We start from the raw sequence: 18,588 nt of genomic DNA, 5'->3' as shown, positions 1-18,588 counted from the left end.
ATCCCGATGCTTCGCATCGGGAACGGAAGCGGCTCGCTTCGCTCCCCGCCAGGGAGCCGCGGCGCGGCTCGCAGTGGGTCCAGCCAGGCTGCCGTCGATCGAGTCGCTTCGCTCCTCTAAATTCCTGAATTATCTTTGTCACCAAACGATTTGATCGGAACTGAGAAGTCGGTACCCAAGTGCCAAACGAGGCTGGGGAGGAGCCGTGGTCGCTCGAAACTACCCCGTCTCGCGCCTGCCGGCACATCGTCATCATGATTCCCATCATACAGGACCCCACCCCAAACCACAAAACAACTAGAAAACTCGAAACATCGAAATCAACACTGCAGCAATAGGATTCGAGCTTCATCATAAAACATTTATGCGTAACCACCGAAACCGATTACCCACCAACTAATCACCCAAAGATACTGAAACACAACAATATTCAAAAGCACCAAAAATCGACCTTCCCGAGCCCGCCGCACACCCGAATCGCCGAGCAACAGCGGCTCCCCCGCCGCCGCCGGCACCGTCGAACGGATCGACCCGAACCCAGCCGGCACCCAACCAACTCGACGATCACCCACCACCCGGACATGTCGTCACCGCAGGTCAGACCCTAAAACACCTCCCCCACAACCCCGCCCGGCAAGCGCCGGCACCCAACCACCACAGGAAAGGAGGACGCGTCGGCATCCTCCAAACGCGGAGTCGCGTCAGGATGCAGCTCGTTTCACTCGCTGTCACGAGCGGGATCTCGAATATCTTTGTCCGCGAACGTAATCGACCTTATATCCCAGGAACAATCATCGACTCGGCCGGTATTCACCAGCGGGGGGTGAGGCACTTGGGCCCGATCATTCGATCGACACGTTCGATCGCGAAAAGTGGACCCGAAGTTGTTTGTTATTGGTAGGTGGATCCAGGCCGCACTCGTGCCATCCGAGAACGTGCGCTACTGCTGAGTCTGTGCTCGCTCAGCCGCGGCCTTCATCCGACGGAATCGATCGGCCGGAAGATGGTCGCCGACCAACTGTCCCGCCGGCGCGGGATGCAGCAGTCGGTCGCTGCGGAAGATGCCCGAGTGATTGAGATCGGAGAGGTCACGCTGCCACAGGTGGATTTTCGACTCGTGGGTGAATGCACCCCTGACCGACGGTAGCGCGTTGTCCGCTGTCACCCACTGGTAGGGAGATTCCTTGATGAGCTGGTATTCGATCGCTCTCGTTACGCAGGCTGCGATCCAGTCGGAGAACTGAATGTTCGAGCTCAGGACACTGTCTATGTGCATAGGTGGCTCGATGATCCGCTTCATCTCCGGATATCCGCTCGCGCGACCCAGGATGTGTTCGTACATGGCCGGCAGTCGGGCTGCACGCGTCTTCTCGTTGATCTGATCGATCATGACCATCACGTTCGAGCCTTTGTAGTCGGCGTACCGGGCGATGCGGTTGAGAGCTTCGCGCATCGCAGCTGTTTCTCGGGCGTCCGTGTCGAGGGCCGTCTGTTTCGGGGTTCCGAGAGGCTTTTCGTCGGCGTAGTAGAAGAGGGCGCCGTCGAGGCTGCGGACGCTGCCCACCAAAGAGTTAAACACTCGGATTTGCTGTCGATACTTGTCGAAAGTATCGGGACGAAAGATACTCGCGCCCTTACGTTCCCACCGTCCAGGGTGCTCTGCCTTCTCGATCTCGGTTTTGAAGACCTCTCGCTTTTTCAGCGTGAAGATTTCACCGAACTTTCGAGCATTGTCGGCCGGAAGGATCAGGCCGGCATAGCCGAACGCGGGACTGGTGTTGAAGCGATCGTGATCGCGCGCAACGAATGCTCCTGTCTCGCCGATCTCGTCAATGTACGCCAGTAGCATGGAACGATTATTGCCCTCCGGATACGCGGAAACCCACGCCTGGGCGTGGGTTCCGGAATTAGCGCTCAGAGAACTATTTCATCTCCAGCTACTGACTACAGACTAGTTCGATGTCCGAGGTTTGCGCAAGTGGAATGATCGAGTGTGGCGCCAGGCATAAGTCTCTAAATTTGCTCAAATTTTCTGTAGACCGGATCCGCTTCGACGCAACGAGACTTCGGCTCGCGGCGGTGACCTGCAATAGAAGGTGTCGTAGGTCAGCCGCATACTGTGCTCATGCGGCCTGAACTCACCGATCTTCTGTCGATGTCACATCCTGTTGTAGTAGTAACGGGTGATTCCGGAACCGGTAAGTCATCGATCCTCGCCGATCACCAGATCGAACTCTCCCGTGGTGCGGCGGCCATCGCGCCGCCGCCGGTCACCTGTGCGTTCGACAGCGGCGCGTTGCAGGTCGCCATCCTGGATGGCCTCGTCACAGCCCTGGTCACCTCGATGGCAGATCGGACCGCGTGGCGCACCATCCAGAACCGACTCGACACCGCCGGCAAGGAAATGGTGGCCGAGGTCGGAAAGAGCCTGGCCAAAGCCGTGACCCAGGAAGTCATGGCGTTGGTGAAAGCGCGAATCGGCGAACATGCAGGCGAAGGTCTCGCAGCGTTCTTCAAAGGCCTACGCCAGGATACGACCGCTGATCTACGCCGAGATCTCCAGTCGCGAAGCGATACCAACGTCGTCAAACTCCTGGTACGCCTGTGCGACGAGGTTGCCACTGCGCTCAAACACGACGTGATTCTGGCAATCGACGAGTGCCAACGGCTGACAGACGATGACCAACGGGCGTTGTCCAGCCTTTGCATCGCGCCACCGAAACGCGCACGATTCGTGATCGCCTGGTCGTCGGCGGCACACGAGGCTCGTGCCGGACTCACCAGACTTCGTGACACCGGATGCGGGGAGATCGTCGTCGGCGGACTCAGCAGAGCAGATGTCGAAACCATGCTCAACCGGGCAGGCGTCACAAGTGCTAACACGGATCGTGTCTACTTCCTGAGCAGCGGATTTCCGATCATCGTCGAAGGTTTGATCGGTCAGCTCCGCAGCGGCGGCACATTGGATGAATACACGCCCCCTACTGCATTCGTCCGCTCGCTGGAAGATGCGCTGGCTCGACTCCCCGGCGATGCGCAGATCGCCGCACGCCGGCTGTCGGTCTTCGAGTTACCGCCCCCTGAATCGACGATCACTGCCTATCTTGATCTCACCTCGACCCAGTGGGGTGTGTTGCGGCAGTCTCTCGAGCTAGAGAACATCCTCAGTGTAGAACGCAATGGACAACTCTGGTTTCACGAAAGCCGCAGATCACACCTGTGGACCCGCACGTTGAGCGAGAACGAGCGCTTCGAGATCGGCCAGCCTGCATATTCGGCACTTCTGACTCAGTACCGCGACGACATAACCTCCTCGACCGGTTTGATGGTGCCGATCGCGCATACTGCTCGCTTCGCTCGCGACAGTCAGGCAGCCAATCCGCAACTCGCGAAGATCCTCGATCTCACGTCGGCGCAGCTGGCAGTACTGGCGTCGATGATCGAAATCGAGATCACTCACCTCGGCGACGACAATCTTCGATGGACTCCACCGGATACCGCACTCATCTACGCGCACAACATCTTCGGCGCAGATCGCGGGGAGGCGCTCGATGCACTTCCGGTCCTGATCGAACAAGAATTCATCGAAACCGCGGACCAAACTGAACAGGTCAACGTTGATCCAAACGTCACCGTCACCGTCAGCGCCGACCCGACCGACGAATGCCACATCGTGCTGCACGGCCGGATCCAAGACGTCCTGGGAAAAACCGCCATCCCGCAAATCACCGGGCGCATCGTGCACGAGCACTTCGAGGCGCTCCGATTGGAATCATCGCTCGTGCTCACCGATCCCGGCAGATCGGATGCAGTCGAGCTCATTCGCAGGGCCACCGCTCAACCCCTCCACCGATTCAATTTTTACAGCCGAACCGTGTGTCCGATGATGGCCGTGTGGGTGGACTACGGCGGGCATCCCATCAGTATGTCCGCGATCTTCAATCGAAACACCGAACGGCAGAAAGCGAAGAAAGCTGCGATCTCCGTTAACGAAGTGTCCTACGGTCGCCGGGTGAAAACTGTTCGCACTTTCGAGGATCAGACCACGACAATTCCGTCGATGCGACTGTTCAAAGCCGTGTACTTAGCCACCGGACGACCGGTGGAAGGCGCCCGTGAGGGAACAAGAAACTGGCAGATGGCCAACGAAGGCCCTCCCCTCCCGATCAGTGAGTACGCCCAACGCCAGATCACCCTCGCCGACATACTGCGGACCCGCGTAGACGATCTCGAGCGGGAGATCTATGCGCTTCGGGAACCGAAAGGTGCCGCCGTCGGACAAGCCGTGGACGACACCTACTTTTTCGTGGAACTACGAGGAAGCACACGCGTCATAGAAATGACTCCCGACCACATCGCATTACTCCGGGACGACCTCCCCTTCAGATTCGCCCGACTCGAACACCAACTAACGCTCCGCCCCGGCGAGAGAACCCACCACATCACCGAACGCACACAAACCGTTGGTCTGATCGACGACCCCGCAGTGACGATGCTGAACGACTTCTGGGAAACCGCCCGGGAATTCAATAAGCATCAACCCCGCCGCCGCATCAAAATGCACAAGGGAATACTGACCCAACTCGTGCGCGACGCTCACATCCGAGACGCGACACTTGCTCGAACACTCTCGGAACAACTGACCATCGGCGGCGCACGAGGACACAGACCGCAACACGCACTGCGAGTTGCCGTCCACCCAGGCAACGCAAGCGTTCCCCCTTCCGTCGCCTACACACAACCCATCGGCAACCCCACCGACGTACAAGTTCGGTTTGCCCCACGCACATCCCGCCCCAGTGACGTGGAGGACATGTATTCCCAAATGTTCGGAGAGGAAAGCGAAGAACCAATTTACGGCGACACCGCCCAATCAGGTATCGCAGGTCTCCTCGGATACGACACCGACGAGATCAAACTGATTCAGTAAAGCTTCCCCAGCCACACCGCGGAGCGTGCCGTCGATGCCAACCGGACAACGGGTACGTGATCCAGGCCCGCAAAGGAAGAAGAAACAACCATGATCTATCGCGTCCACACCCCCGAACACACCACCGAGACCTTCCACGACCGACACGAAGCAGAAAACCGAATCCGCAACCTCGAAACCAACGGACATCGCATGCGCTCCACCCCGATCTACGGCAGAGACGATCAAGTCGTCGCCATCGAATACCACCCCGAACCCTGACACCCCAAACACTCATCCAAGCGCACAGGCGCAAACCGCCCAGTACCGAAATATCGAAAAGACTTGCAACACAATATGAAACACCCGATGAGCATCCGGACGAACTCGCAGGGTTCGAGTGATGGACGTTGCACGTTCACGGCACAACGAAGACACCCGTTCCAGCGATACTTTCGTAGCCCGTAGTCATCGATGCAGTTACAAGCCCCGGCCCCGTAAACACGCTCACGGCGTCGCTGTACGGAATTGCCAGCACTCCGGAGGCTCCAGTCCCAAGGTTCCTCCAATGCATCCAATACGTGCCCTTCGCCTCGGGTGACATGGCAGGGAACGTGACCGTGCCCGGTGTCTCCCCCGTGATCGCCACCGGGTTCGATACACAGAAGATCTGGAATCCGCAGGCCCAGATGGTGTTCGCCACGAACAGCGGAATCTGAAAGGTGTTCACAGTAGGCGACGCCGACGCATGAGGAAGCAAACCTGCTGCAGGACCGACAGCTAGGCCCACGGCAACGACACCGATACCCAGCAAACGTCGTGGACTCCACATCAGGATGCCTTTAGTCGAGCAGCCCGGCCTACGAACACAATCCCCATCCTGCGCGCCTATAGACGTACGCACCACCCCCCAGCGCCAGCCGGATGTGAACGACGGTCTGTTGACGACGGTTGAAAAGTAGTCCAGAAACGACGCCGTCGTTCACACGGTCGAACTTAGACTGTGCTCCGATCACTAGCGATTGTGCGTCAAGTGGTGCTCGATCAACCCTCTCACCAATTGTGCAGCAGTTGCTGCACGGTCGGGCGAACCACCGAACAAACCGCCTTGCAACGGCAACCAGTCGGCGCCGTCCCTCTCACATTCCTCTAGATACTTTGCCCACACGGAGTTCGACTCATTGATCGCCCAGGTACGTTGCGCAAATGCACCCAGCCACGGTTCGGCGTGAACGCGGCCCCTGTCTTTGATGTCGACGGTAATCAGTGAAAAGAGAACCTCCGCTTGATCGAACAGCTTCGTGTATTCCGAAGAGGCGAAACCAGCCTTCTCGAAGTTCAGCCAAAGCGTCTCCCGCAAGTATCGAGAAGCCGGAAAACGGACTCTTCGGCCGAACTGGTTCGCCACGATCGCTCCGAGCACCTCTTCGTTCAGAGTTCCCTGTTGAGTTGCGAACAATGCTTGGGTGATTTCGTCGTTGCGAAGAGAGTAGTACGGGGAAGCTCCGACGATCATGGGGCGATGGAAAGCGATTCCGCCGAACTGCTCGGATACGTCGAGCTGGGCCTCGCAGGTCAATGATTGAATCAGGCGATAGTTGCCCTCGCGGAGGGCGGCGATCGTTGCGGCGTACATCAAGAGCGTCGTGGGAAACAGCGCCAGCCCCGTCAGGTATTCGGCGCGGGCCGGCTGGACGAGCATTCCGGGACTCGCTGTGTCGACTCGCGTCTCTGCGATGGTACTGAGCGTTCGTTGAAAGATTGGAACATAGTCTTCGGCACCCCACAGGCCCCCGAGAATGAAGAGATTGATCGCCGGATCGACCACATCTCGGTAGGTACCGGCGCCATCTACCATCTGTCTTACGCAACTGGCAGGGTCACTTCCGGGAGCGAAAGCGGGAGGGAACTTGTCGATGTCCTGAAGTCCGGCATATACCGGTCGCAGGATTTCTCGTACGGCGCGATCGACTCGCGGTTGCTGGCCCGTAGTGCCGATGATGTCCTCCAACTCGGCAATACGAGACTCGACGGGAATCGTTGCAGTATGAGCGGATGTCGACGCAGCGGGGGTGAATGTCGACGCCCCTGCTGTCGCGGTCGAGTTAGTGCCCTCCGCCACGGGAGCAGGCGCGGCAGCAGTCCGAGCGGTCTCTAGTTGCTGTAGTTCTTTCACTCGACGTGCGATGGCTTTTGCAAGGGCCTGTCCCTTGGCTGTCTGATCTGCGCCGAAGAAATCTGCTCGCTGAATGCCGCCGAGATACTCACCGTTGCCGATGTTGTAGTCAGGAATTTCTGACTCGTCGAAGCGAACATTGAACAACCACACGTCCTCGGGACGGCGTCTGCGCAGTTCCGTCGATGCGAGGTTCAGTTCCTCGTTCTGTCCATTTGAGCGTTTGCTTTCGCCGTTCTTTGAGAAACACATCACGGCTACGGCGCTTTCACGCAATGCGTTCTCAATTGCTGTCTTCCAGCGCACGCCGGGGAGTATAGAAGTCCGGTCCATCCATACCGTCAGGCCCTCCGCTTCCAAAAGGGATATAAGCTCGTCGGCAACGGCAGAGTCCTCGCGAACGTAGGAAAAAAATACATGGCCCGGGCTCGCGGGTGATGGTGTCGACACACGACGATCTTACTGGTCGTCCGGTTTTCGCTAGCCAGCTTCAGACGGGCAAGCATCAGGGCGTGGTCGATCGTACGAACAGCGCGATCTCATCGTTGAGCTTTCAGCACAGAGTCCGCATCGCCGAATTCGAAGCCGAACTACCTTTCGTTCGGCTGTAAGTACTTGATGATACAAACCAGACCCGACACAACTGCTAGTGTCGCCTTACCCCATGTCACCGCACCTTTGGGAGCACCGGAAGGGTCGTACAGTTCGCGCCCACCACAAGAAGCGCGTGACTAAGCCGGAGTCTCGACCCGACTTTGAACTCGAAAAGTACGTGCGCAATCAACGGATACGCCAGATGGCTGCGAACTCTGACGTACAAGCACTAGCTGGCCTATGCGGACCTAGCTGCCCACGCGTATCCAAGCACCGAGGTAACCAGCTCTGCGATACCAAAAGCAGAAGTCACTCAGCTGAACCATTGCGACAACACAAGAACGCTTTAGAAGTCCTCGTCGAATGAAGGCTCATGATTTTCGGAAGGTCCGGGTGATTCGTTTGTTACGTTACGAGGAAGAGGATTTGTCGGTGAGGACAGCTACTCTAGTTCGATGAAAACGCGCACCGGGGGTGTAGCCGCCGCTTTTGGATTTCGGTACCAGTACTTGGTGACGATCGAGTACTTCCTGTCGCTGATGCGCGCGCAACTTTCCGAACTCAATCACCTCACATTCCATGTCGAAGCGACGACAGGAGCGGTTGCCGATCCAGACAAGGTCGACTTCTCCATTTCACTTAACGGTTCTTCCATCGAGAACATACAAGTAAAATCAACCCTGCCCGGCGCCGAAACTTTGTTGAATGTCCCCGAAGTCGTGTCAATATTCGACGGGCTCGCACCTCTTGAAGGAACCGCAGCCGCTTACCTCGTGACGAATCGGCAGCCAAACGACAAACTCAAGAACTCATGCACTGTCCTCGTGCAAGATCAACGAGGCCGTCAGCAATACCGAACTCAATCAGGGGGCGTGATCATCGTTGACGAGCGTTCCATTGGAGTAATACGGGATTCTGTCATCGCCTCGATCCAGGAATTTCGCCGCGACCGGCACTTAAGTTTGGGAGCACTGTCATCACGATTGATACTGGCCGAGTTACTTGAGTGGGTTTTTGAGGCAGCGGCCGGATCAGCAGACAACAGCCTGACTGCCTTCGACATGATCACGAAGCTACACGCCAAGGACCAGAACCTCGCTCACGCACTAGGTACCTACGATTGGGGCGTCGCACGTACAGCGATCCCATACGGTCCCTCTCCCGTTCCTAGACAGGACATGTTGGCCACACTCTCTGAACATCTCGACCGGTGCCTGGATCGGAGAGTCCCACAAGCAGTCTTCCTTCACGGCCCTACCGGGGTGGGAAAGAGTGTCATCGCCGCTGATTTCTGCCACTTGAGTCGCAACTCGTTCGAGTCCGTGTACTGGATCGACTGCAGCCATGGGCCCACCTCTGATGCGATGATTCGGGACCTTCTCCTCGATGCCGGTCAATCGGAATTCATCGAGCGCGAATCGATGTACCGCGCATTCAAGCAGCTATTCGCCAACCAACCGGGTCCCTGGATCCTCGTACTGGATGGAATCAAGTCCAGTCGGGACGCTGCGAAAATGTCGCCAACCGTCGGAAATGGAGTTATCGTCGTCACGACCCCCAACAGCACGGGGTGGGGTCCGGACGGAACATCTGTTGAAGTCCTCCTGCCGTCGCATCGTGACGCGGAAGAGTGCTTCTTCAAGTTCGCCGGCATAGAACCCAACGCTTGCGAGCCGCTACGGGCAACCGTATCGACAATCGTTGAGAGACTCGGTCGACTGCCTATGGCGGTGAGCATGGCCGGACTCTACTTCAAAAACAGCGGCGAGGACGTGCGCTCCCTCGCTCCACACTACTTCAAATCACTCGACGCACTAAGTGAAATAAGCTCTGCACCAGCACATTTCGATCAAACCGCGTTTACTGCTGTAGAGCTCGCGATATCTAGACTTCGAGCAGATCACGGCACCGTAAGCCCGAAATGGAGCCGGCCGGCAACGCACTTTCTGAACGCCGCGGCATTTCTCCACCCGGCCCAAATCCCCGTCCACCTGTTGACACCGGTGTCAATAGCAGAGGGAGGGCGAATGAACATCGCCGAACCCCCAGTCCCAGTCTTCGCTTCGCAGACAGACGTAAACGGAATAGTCACCGCGTTACGAACACAGACACTCGTACACCGCGGCAGCCTCGACCAGCACAGTGACAGCTCGAATCCTGCCGCCGACACTGTCACACTGCATCCTCTGATACACGAGATCACGCGGATCCTGTATCTACGTACCGTCCCACCGGAGTTTCTCGCCGAACTCGGCTGCCTGCTTATGTTCCACCTCTACGGTTGGGTGTCCCATCTGCGGCAAAGGGGGGACTACACACCTATGGAACGTGTATGTATGCATGCCGACGCCGTCGTTCAGCACTTTGACATGATTCCGTCGATGTCCGGTATCGACACGACCACGATGAGGTTCTTCGAACTCAGCCGAGCGATGTTACGTTCCGAAATGGCTGCGCGATTCGCGCGACGCGATAGCTTTGAATTCTCGACCCGATGCCTCGACGAAAGTCTGAACGAGCTACAACGACTACCCCAGACAGACGCGCTCCCTGCCGCTTTCGTCCTGAAGGCCCTGTCGGATAGATTCTCCGACGCCTGCGCCGCATCCTTTGCGGAAACGACTATCAAAGGATACGGCGAAGCTCTGATCGAGCAGGCAAGGCTTGTCGTCTCAGCCGACCATGAATCTGTCATCCCTATGGCTTTCCGACTGATCAAGGAAGCCACAACGTCCATCGCTGGCATCAAAGACGATCACGTGCGCTCAAGAATGCAACCTACACTGCAGAAATTTCAGGAGTTTCTTGATTCCGACCCCGTTCACGGGGTGACGATCCATGACGTGATGGCAAAGGCACAAGAACTTGTATCACGAAGAAAATACGCCAACGCACTTGCGTTGTTACCCGAACTACGGGAAGCGAGCCGCCCCAGCCGAATACCACGCGACGTACACGCACTAGAGGCATACTTGTGCCTGCGGGTTGGGAAGTACGACGACGCGCTCAAGGCGATCACCGAATACATGGCCGAGCGGGAAGTGCTCCGCGGTGCGGCCAACCACTACTTCCAGACGACAGTCAACATTCTCACTGCAATGCGCGAAACCCAATCAGACTGGAATTATCGTTCCCCCGACTTGCGCCGAGCGAACATAGAGCTAGCAGATCTAGCACGGGATCTACACACCCGCGCAGAATGAATTCGGATTGCACAGAACTGGATTGCCCAGAACTATCGACCATGCGCCGCAGTTCCTGGAATACCACACGCCGCGACCAGGACGTAGCATCGCACAGGAAACGGAGCGCCAAAAACATCATCCGCTCAGACGCCCGGCCAGGCAGAAGTCCAGCAGCAAGCGTCTCTTCACCGAACCCACCACCGGCAGGTACGAAATAAGATGTCGCCGCACTAATCGAAGAGTTCGGCAGCCAACTGACCAACAAGTCCCAAGCTAAAGGCGTACGACCGAGATGCGAAAATGGCTCCACCTTCGATCTGCATACAGAAGCAAGCGCGCTGTCGCAGATCATCAGTGGCTCATCGAGCCGTCAACAGCCTTACCTGCTGTCAACGACGGTCGAAAACTGGTTCTGGCCCAATTTCCGTGATCAATTTTGAATGTGTCAGTTGCTGAGGAGTATTCATTTGCGCAGCAGGTCAAATCCGGCGCGTCCGTGCATTTGCCGTTTTTGCATCTTGATTCGGTTCACGTGTCCTTCGAAAGCGCCGGAACTACAGGGGTAGGGTCAGCCCGTTTCGGACGGCTGCGTGGTCGGTGGCAAGGCCTCGAATGAAGCGATGCAGCTGCGGCAGACATCTGCCGAGGCGACAGAGAGCCACGAGTTCAATTGTCCACCAAGGCGTTCGGAGAACATCTCCGCCAACGAAGTGCCATGTTCTCCTGTTGCTTCAAGATGTACCTCCCGGTCAACTAGACGCACGCCAGATCAAGCTTAGAGTCACAGCTGTTCGCCCTCGGTGGTCACTACATAGCAGACGGGAGCGGACTTTTGAATATCGATCGTCATACTGTAAGAAACAAGCATGACCAATTCGGAGACTTCAGACTGGCGCGCTCGGTTTCACGATGCGGACGTACTACCCGAGACTGCTGATTCACAAGAAAAGGCAACACGCGGAAGGAAATTCGAAAAGATCCTCGCTGCAATGTTCTCGGAAGATAATCTGCAACCTCGTCTGAGCTATCGCCCAAAGGGGGAGGAAGTCGATGGTTCAATTTGGTTTCAAGGGCGCGTCATTCTCGTCGAAGCGAAGTGGACACAGAAACACCACCCAGCGTCAAGTCTCTACAGTTTCCGAGGAAAAGTCGACGGAAAGCTGACAGGGACGGTGGGGCTCTTCATCAGCATGTCAGGATTTTCGCCGGATTCCATCGACGCACTGATTGCGGGGAAAGAACTCAACCTGATACTGGTAGACGGCGATGACGTACGCGCAATCGCGAATCGAAAGATCACGGTGACGGAGGCACTTGAGCTCAAGCTTCGCGCAGCCGGGGAAACTGGCACTCCATTTCTACCATTGAGTGACCCTGTCATCTCAACACGGAACACCAAGCAGAGAAACCATCTCGTGTTCGTGGAAGGCCCGTTCGACGCTCGGGTCCTTGAGGCAGCACGGACCGTTCTCGGCGCCAGGCACGATGCCACCTTCATACCAACGGGTGGACCATCGAATATGGCACCGTTAATCAAAGCAATGTTATTGAGTCCAGATGGCATAGCGAGTATTACAGCCATTATTGACGGAAATCATCCCTCTCATCGTCACATGAACGATCTTCAAGAGATAATCGATGCCACCAACACTGAGCATGGAAACAATCTGACTGCGGAGCTGATTACACTCCATCCTGATCTTGACAGCGCGTTCGGTCTACTGCCTCCAAACGCCAGCCAAAATGACCGCATGCGGCTCCGAAGGCTCCCCGAGCATGAGCTCAAACAATGGGTTAAAAAGGCCATTACTCCAACTGCCACCGATTCTCAGGTTTTATCCGCAATCAACGCCGCAGGGGCCCGAATCCCGATGAGTCAGAGAGCTGAGTAGCGGAACGGGCCAACGACAACAATTTTCATGGCCTTGGATCAAACAACAGGCATATGTACCACGCGCAATCATTCCGCGCTGGATAGTCGGCAGTCGCTGTATATCTCGAGTAGTGAAGAGCTCCACCCAATTCGATTCAAGTAAGGACCACGAGTGCCTCGAAACGTAGCATCATCGATCGTTGAGCCGCAGCCGAGACGTCAATCGGTGCCCGCGCAACTGCGGGTCGGTCACGTCTACGTCAGGAATTTTAGACTTCTGCATGAAGTCGACGTTGCTCTCAACGAAAATACAACCGTACTTGTAGGCCGGAACAACACAGGAAAGACCTCGTTGGCCGAGGTCATGGCGCGATTCTTCCAGCAGACAAGCCTCCGACTCGATCTCGCTGATTTCTCGTCGGAAACATACGACCAGTTTCATCACGCATGCGAGCTTTACCTCAGTGGCAACGAAGATGGCGCCAGAAAAGTGTTACCGGCAATTACGCTCACAATCAGCATCGCCTACGACCCGGAGCTTCCGGAATACGGACCGCTGTCCGCTCTGATCGTGGACCTCGATCCAGACTGCCATGAAGCCAAAGTCCAATTTACCTACGCGCTTGAAGGAGGTCGCCTAAAAGAACTGTTCAAGGGAGTCGTTCTAGACCCTGATACGGGAGACATGCCCCTTACCAAGGACGTTCTCGACATCATCGGGAAACGCGTCCCGGACTTGTTCAAACGATCGATAACCGCCGTTGATCCGAATGATCCGGCGAATACGAGAGAGATCAGTCTCGATGCCGTCCGTAGACTGATCACCGTCGATCTCCTTCAGGCCCAGCGTGGTCTGGACGACGAGAAGGAGAAACCGAAGGACCTCATCGGGAAAATCTTCCAGTCGCTCTTTACTGCCGCCTCAAACGCAGAGGGCGATACGGCGCAGAAGAAAACCGCCGACGATCTCGCGAAGGCCGTAGAAGGAATCGAGTCTGACCTGGAAAGCCAAGTCAGTCTCATGGTAGCGGGCGTCATTCCAACCCTCGAGCGATTCGGGTACCCGGGATTACACGCTCAAGAACTCGAGACGAAGACCAAACTCGACATCGAGCGATTGCTCTCCAACTACACAAGTGTTCACTACCGCGGAGTGGCCGGTGTGTCGCTGCCCGAATCGTACAGCGGCCTCGGTTCACGGAACCTCATCTTGATCTTGTTGACTCTCCTGAGCTACTACAGGGAATATGCGGCGAGAGGCAACGTACCCGGTATCCATCTCGTTTTCGTCGAAGAACCCGAGGCTCACCTGCATCCCCAAATGCAAGAAGTCTTCATCGAACAGTTGGCCAGTCTCGCGGAACTGTTTCCGACGATCGACGGTATCGAGCACGGTTGGCCAGCACAGTTTCTCGTGTCGACTCACTCGTCCCATATCGCCAATCGTGCATCCTTTTCCGCGATTCGGTACTTCCGACTGGCGCGAGCCAGTACCGGCAGACAAGGGAATCACGCAGATGTTCTCGATCTGAGTCGGGCCAAAGATATCAACGTCAAATTTCTGCACCAATATCTGACGCTGACACGCTCGGACCTGTTCTTCGCGGACAAGGCAATACTCGTCGAGGGAACGAGCGAGCGTCTGATCATTCCGAAAGCGATTGAGAAGAGTGCCGCGAAACTCTCGAGCCAGTACGTGACGTTGTTGGAAGTTGGCGGCGCATATGCGCACATCTTCTTCCCGCTGCTCGACTTTCTCGGCCTGCCAAGCTTGATCATCACCGACATCGACTCCGTCGGTGGGCAAGAAGGTGGCACGAAACGTACGGCAACACCTGTGCACTCCGGCGACCGAACGAGCAATGCAACCATCAAGAACTGGTTCTTCCCGGAGATCACCCCTTTGGAACTTCTGAAGGAAGCGGAGGGCGAAACAATCAAGCGAGGCAATCGATATATCGCGTACCAGGTGCCCGAGCAAACTGTTGATGCTTGTGGCAGATCGTTCGAGGACGCCTTCATCTTGGCGAACCCCTCACTCTTTGCGCTCACGCTGGCTGAAGATGCGATGGCTGATGAAGAGGCTGCAAAGGAGGAAGCCGAATCGCACAAGAAGAGTGACTTCGCGTTGAGGTTCGCCATCGACGAAATCGATTGGGTAACACCGCGCTACATCCAGCGAGGCCTCGACTGGCTCCTCAACTTCCAACCCCCGCAGAACGTCGTAGATACAAGCGATGGGGGCGGGTCGGTGGTTGTCAAGTGATCGGTTCTCAGATAGATCCTGCGAAAACCGCAGAGCAGGAAAGTAACTCCGCACTCAAGGCTGTCTTCGCAGCACTGGCGAGTCGATCAAACTTCAAGCTTGAAGCCGGAGCGGGCGCGGGAAAGACCTACTCCCTCATCAAAGCGCTCAAGCACATACTCGCAGAACGCTCGAAGCACCTCCCCCGAGCCGACCAACAAATCGCATGCCTTACCTACACCAACATTGCTCGCGATGAGATCGTCAATCGAACTGACGCAAGCCCATTCGTATTCGCCGACACTCTTCACGGATTCCTCTGGGAAATGATCCGGCCATACCAGAAGCCACTAGCGCAAGCTATTCTCGCGGCCGATAAATGGCAAGGAACGCTCGACGGGCGCACCACACTGGACGGCGTGCAGATCGACTACGAGCTCGGCATCCGCGGCATAGGTGCCGACACCGCAACGCTTGATCACGACGATGTCCCGACACTTGCAATAGAGCTGTTCAAAAAGCCTAAGTTCCGAGCACTGATTTCTGACCGATTCCCCATCATCTTCATCGACGAGTACCAAGACACCCCGCAGGGGCTCATAGAAGCGATGCTGCATGGGCAAGAGGAAGACCCTCGAGCGTCCCTGTACGGCTTCTTCGGAGATCACTGGCAGCAGATCTACGACAAAACATGCGGATCAATCGAACATCCCACTCTGAACTCAATCCCGAAGAACGCCAACTTTCGCTCCGACACGACAATCGTGAACTTCCTCAATCAGCTTCGACCAGAACTGAAGCAGGCGCCCGCCAAGGACGCCGGAACAGGAACGATCACTATTTATCACACCAACGAGTGGCCGGGCGCGCGCCTGGGTAGAAACTGGAAAGGACAGATCTCACACACTGCTAGCCACGAAACCTTGGAGTGGGCGGTGGCAGATGCACAGGAACATCGCTGGGGCAATGCAACTGACGATGTCAAGACCCTCATGCTCACCCACACCGCAATCGCCAACGAGCTCGGGTACGAAACCTTGCCCAGCATCTTCAAGTACAACGATGCGTTCATCCGCAAGGAAGACCCCATCCTGGCGTACCTACTCGACGTCATCGAACCGGCAGCGAAAGCGTTCAATGAGCACAAGTATGGAGACCTCTTCGACGCACTCGGGCGGTCCCGGCCGCATATTCAGTCTCCTCGGGACAAAGCTCGCTGGACTGTCCTGTTCGAAAAGCTCAACGAACTACGTTCTCATGGGACTGTCGGCGAAGTACTCGATCACCTCCATGGGCAGAAGCTGATTTCGATTCCCGGCAAGGTGCAGCGCCGGCAGACCGACCTCGAAGAAGCTGTTGCCGCACTCGAGCCGCCGGCAGAGCTCTCCGAGCCCCGCCGACTCGTCGAATACCAGAAACTCCGAAACGTCGCCTACACAGAAATCCGGGCCCTGGCCGCGTATGTAGAAGACAAAACTGTGTTCTCGACCAAGCACAACGTCAAAGGCGCCGAATTCGACAACGTGGTGGTCGTACTCGGACGTGGCTGGTCAGCCTACGACTTTGCCAAAATGCTCGAAAACTATCCCAACCGAGCCCATCTCAATGACAGTGACCGTAAAAGCTTCGTACGCTCACGAAACTTGTTCTACGTCGCAGCGTCTCGCGCCAAACACAATCTCGTACTCGTCTTCACCCAGGAGCTCACGCAGGGCTCACTCACAACATTGACGAACTGGGTCGGCGAATCGAACATCGTTCCCATCGCATTCGCCGATGAAACCACGCCTCAGGTGGTAAATCCAACCACTTAATCCCTACTTGGTTGACTCACGAGCTAGTACCTTTCCATTGCCAACTGCGCCGCAGTGCGTGTGCGGCACAGTTAGTCACCGAAGTACACAGCAGACCTCGCACGAGTAACCCACGCAGCAAGTTGAACTCACGAATCAGGCCGCAATACTAAGAAACCCCAAACTCGCCGACTCCCCTCCGGAGTTCGCGAACCGGACGGAAGCAGAGTAGGACACCTAATGCTCAATTACACGGCGATCGATTTCGAGACAGCGAATTCGTACCGCGGCTCACCGTGCGCGGTCGGCCTGGTTCGCGTCCGCGACGGAATTCCCGTCCAGGAACAGCATTGGCTGATACGACCGCCGGAGCAGGTCGACCATTTCGACAACTTCAACATCGCACTGCACTGCATCACTCCAGAAATGGTGGCCACCGCGCCGCGATGGAAAGACGTATTACCGGCCATCGTCGACTTCATCGCGGGCGACGTCGTAGTTGCGCACAACGCCGGGTTCGATATCGGTGTCATTCGCTATGCGTGCGCCGTCGACAACATCGAGTGGCCGGAGATGCGGTTTCTGTGCACGATGGTGCTATCACGACGCGCCCTGTCGCTACCGACTTACCGTCTGCCGTACGTCCTCCGAGCGCTCGGAGGGGTACTCGTGGACCACCATGACGCGCTCGCAGACGCCCGCGCCGTGGCGGATGTCGTTCGCGGACTCGCAGCCGACCAGGGTGTTTCGGACCTCGACGCGCTCGCGGCCTCGGTCGGTGTCAGCATCGGCCGAATGGCCGGCGGCACATACAAAGGCAGCGTCGCAATTGTTCCCAGCAAAGGCGGCGGTTCTTCCCCTCTCGTTCAGCCCGACCTCAATCCGAACGCCGATCCCGACGGGTACCTCTGCGGCCGCGTGGTGGTGTTCACCGGAGCGCTGATATCGATGACACGGCAGATCGCGTGGGAGGAATGCGCACGCGTCGGTGCCGCCGCCAACGAGTCGACGACCAAGCGGACCAACGTACTCGTCGTCGGCGACATCAACCCTGCCGTCCTACAACCGGGCTCGAAGATCACCGGTAAAGCTCGGCGAGCATTCGAACTGCAGGAAAAGGGCCAAGACATCGAGGTGATGACGGAGGACGATTTCCTTCGCTGCCTGGGTGGGAAACCGCTCGACGAACCCGAGGTTCTACTCTCGGCCGAGGCCATCGACGGTTCCGTTGCACCAGTACCGGTACCCAGCCGCCTTCGGATGGTTCCGATGGCGCTGCGCCCGGAACCGCAATCGCCGCAACCAAAGCCGCCGAAGCCATCCCGGGCGTTGCGTCGAACACCTGTCCCGACCACCCAGGCATGCTCCGTGGACAGCTGCACTAACACCGCGGCATTCAAGACACGCACGAAACCGACATGGTGCGAGCAGCAAATCATCGAGCAACAGCGTTGCGGCGGACTTTCGCCGTTGGAATCGTTCACTCGCCCCGACAACTGGCAACTGGCAACTGACCGAATGTCTGACCTGCACCGTCCAGGCGCACTACCGGTTCGAGTACACCCTCGACAAGAACACCTACGCTGAATCGTCGTGCCGTGCCTGCTTCTGGCGAGGGTGGGCGGCGCAGTCCCGGGACGTGCAGGGTGCGTGGGCCCGGGTGGAACCTGTCCGACTCGAGGAAGCGAAACTCGTTGCCGAAAAATCGGGATACGAATACCTCGGACCGCTGACAGCTCCGTCGCTGCCGGACGACCCGCACCACGTACGGTGCCGTCGATGCGGACGGATCAGCGCTGAACGCCTCAGCGAC

At 57.1% G+C, this 18,588-nt stretch carries 9 protein-coding genes and 1 pseudogene; 7 read left to right on the top strand and 3 right to left on the bottom strand.

The window, feature by feature from the left end:
* Positions 1–940: 940 nt before the first annotated feature.
* A complete protein-coding gene (locus ACWF6P_RS31015; RefSeq protein WP_452623606.1) occupies positions 941–1,849 on the bottom strand; it encodes a DUF3800 domain-containing protein in 909 nt (302 codons plus the stop codon).
* A 276-nt stretch (positions 1,850–2,125) separates the two neighbouring features.
* Between ACWF6P_RS31015 and ACWF6P_RS31010 the strand changes: the two genes are divergently transcribed.
* Together ACWF6P_RS31010 and ACWF6P_RS31005 are read left to right on the top strand one after the other, a co-directional pair.
* Entirely contained in the window at positions 2,126–4,930 is a 2,805-nt protein-coding gene (locus tag ACWF6P_RS31010; RefSeq protein ID WP_452623605.1) for an AAA family ATPase, read from the top strand.
* Positions 4,931–5,020: 90 nt separating this feature from the next.
* Complete coding sequence (locus ACWF6P_RS31005) at positions 5,021–5,191, top strand: hypothetical protein (RefSeq protein ID WP_452623604.1); 171 nt, start codon at positions 5,021–5,023, stop codon at positions 5,189–5,191.
* 733 nt (positions 5,192–5,924) lie between these two features.
* Here the strand turns inward: ACWF6P_RS31005 and ACWF6P_RS31000 are convergent.
* Positions 5,925–7,535 carry a toll/interleukin-1 receptor domain-containing protein gene (locus ACWF6P_RS31000; protein WP_452623603.1) on the bottom strand — a complete coding sequence of 537 codons (1,611 nt, stop codon included), beginning with the start codon at positions 7,533–7,535 and terminating at the stop codon, positions 5,925–5,927.
* Between the two features lie 599 nt (positions 7,536–8,134).
* On the opposite strand from ACWF6P_RS31000, the gene ACWF6P_RS30995 reads away from it, so the two are divergent.
* A complete protein-coding gene (locus tag ACWF6P_RS30995; RefSeq protein WP_452623602.1) occupies positions 8,135–10,882 on the top strand; it encodes an AAA family ATPase in 2,748 nt (915 codons plus the stop codon).
* A gap of 445 nt (positions 10,883–11,327) precedes the next feature.
* On the opposite strand, the pseudogene ACWF6P_RS30990 reads toward ACWF6P_RS30995, so the two are convergent.
* Positions 11,328–11,499, bottom strand: a pseudogene (locus tag ACWF6P_RS30990) (ISL3 family transposase); the annotation flags it as partial.
* 231 nt (positions 11,500–11,730) lie between these two features.
* On the opposite strand from ACWF6P_RS30990, the gene ACWF6P_RS30985 reads away from it, so the two are divergent.
* The 4 genes from ACWF6P_RS30985 to ACWF6P_RS30970 all read left to right on the top strand — a co-directional run bounded on the left by ACWF6P_RS30985 (position 11,731) and on the right by ACWF6P_RS30970 (position 18,362).
* On the top strand, positions 11,731–12,756 hold the full coding sequence (locus tag ACWF6P_RS30985; protein ID WP_452623601.1) for a restriction endonuclease: 1,026 nt from the start codon (positions 11,731–11,733) through the stop codon (positions 12,754–12,756).
* Positions 12,757–12,909: 153 nt separating this feature from the next.
* On the top strand, positions 12,910–15,003 hold the full coding sequence (locus ACWF6P_RS30980; RefSeq protein WP_452623600.1) for an ATP-dependent nuclease: 2,094 nt from the start codon (positions 12,910–12,912) through the stop codon (positions 15,001–15,003).
* A complete protein-coding gene (locus tag ACWF6P_RS30975; protein ID WP_452623599.1) occupies positions 15,000–16,796 on the top strand; it encodes a UvrD-helicase domain-containing protein in 1,797 nt (598 codons plus the stop codon). Before ACWF6P_RS30980 ends, ACWF6P_RS30975 begins: the two co-directional genes overlap by 4 nt.
* A 219-nt stretch (positions 16,797–17,015) precedes the next feature.
* On the top strand, positions 17,016–18,362 hold the full coding sequence (locus tag ACWF6P_RS30970) for an exonuclease domain-containing protein (RefSeq protein WP_452623598.1): 1,347 nt from the start codon (positions 17,016–17,018) through the stop codon (positions 18,360–18,362).
* Positions 18,363–18,588 lie beyond the last annotated feature (226 nt).

Source organism: Rhodococcus sp. NPDC055024, from assembly GCF_053608585.1.
This window is presented reverse-complemented; position numbering and strand designations above follow the sequence as displayed.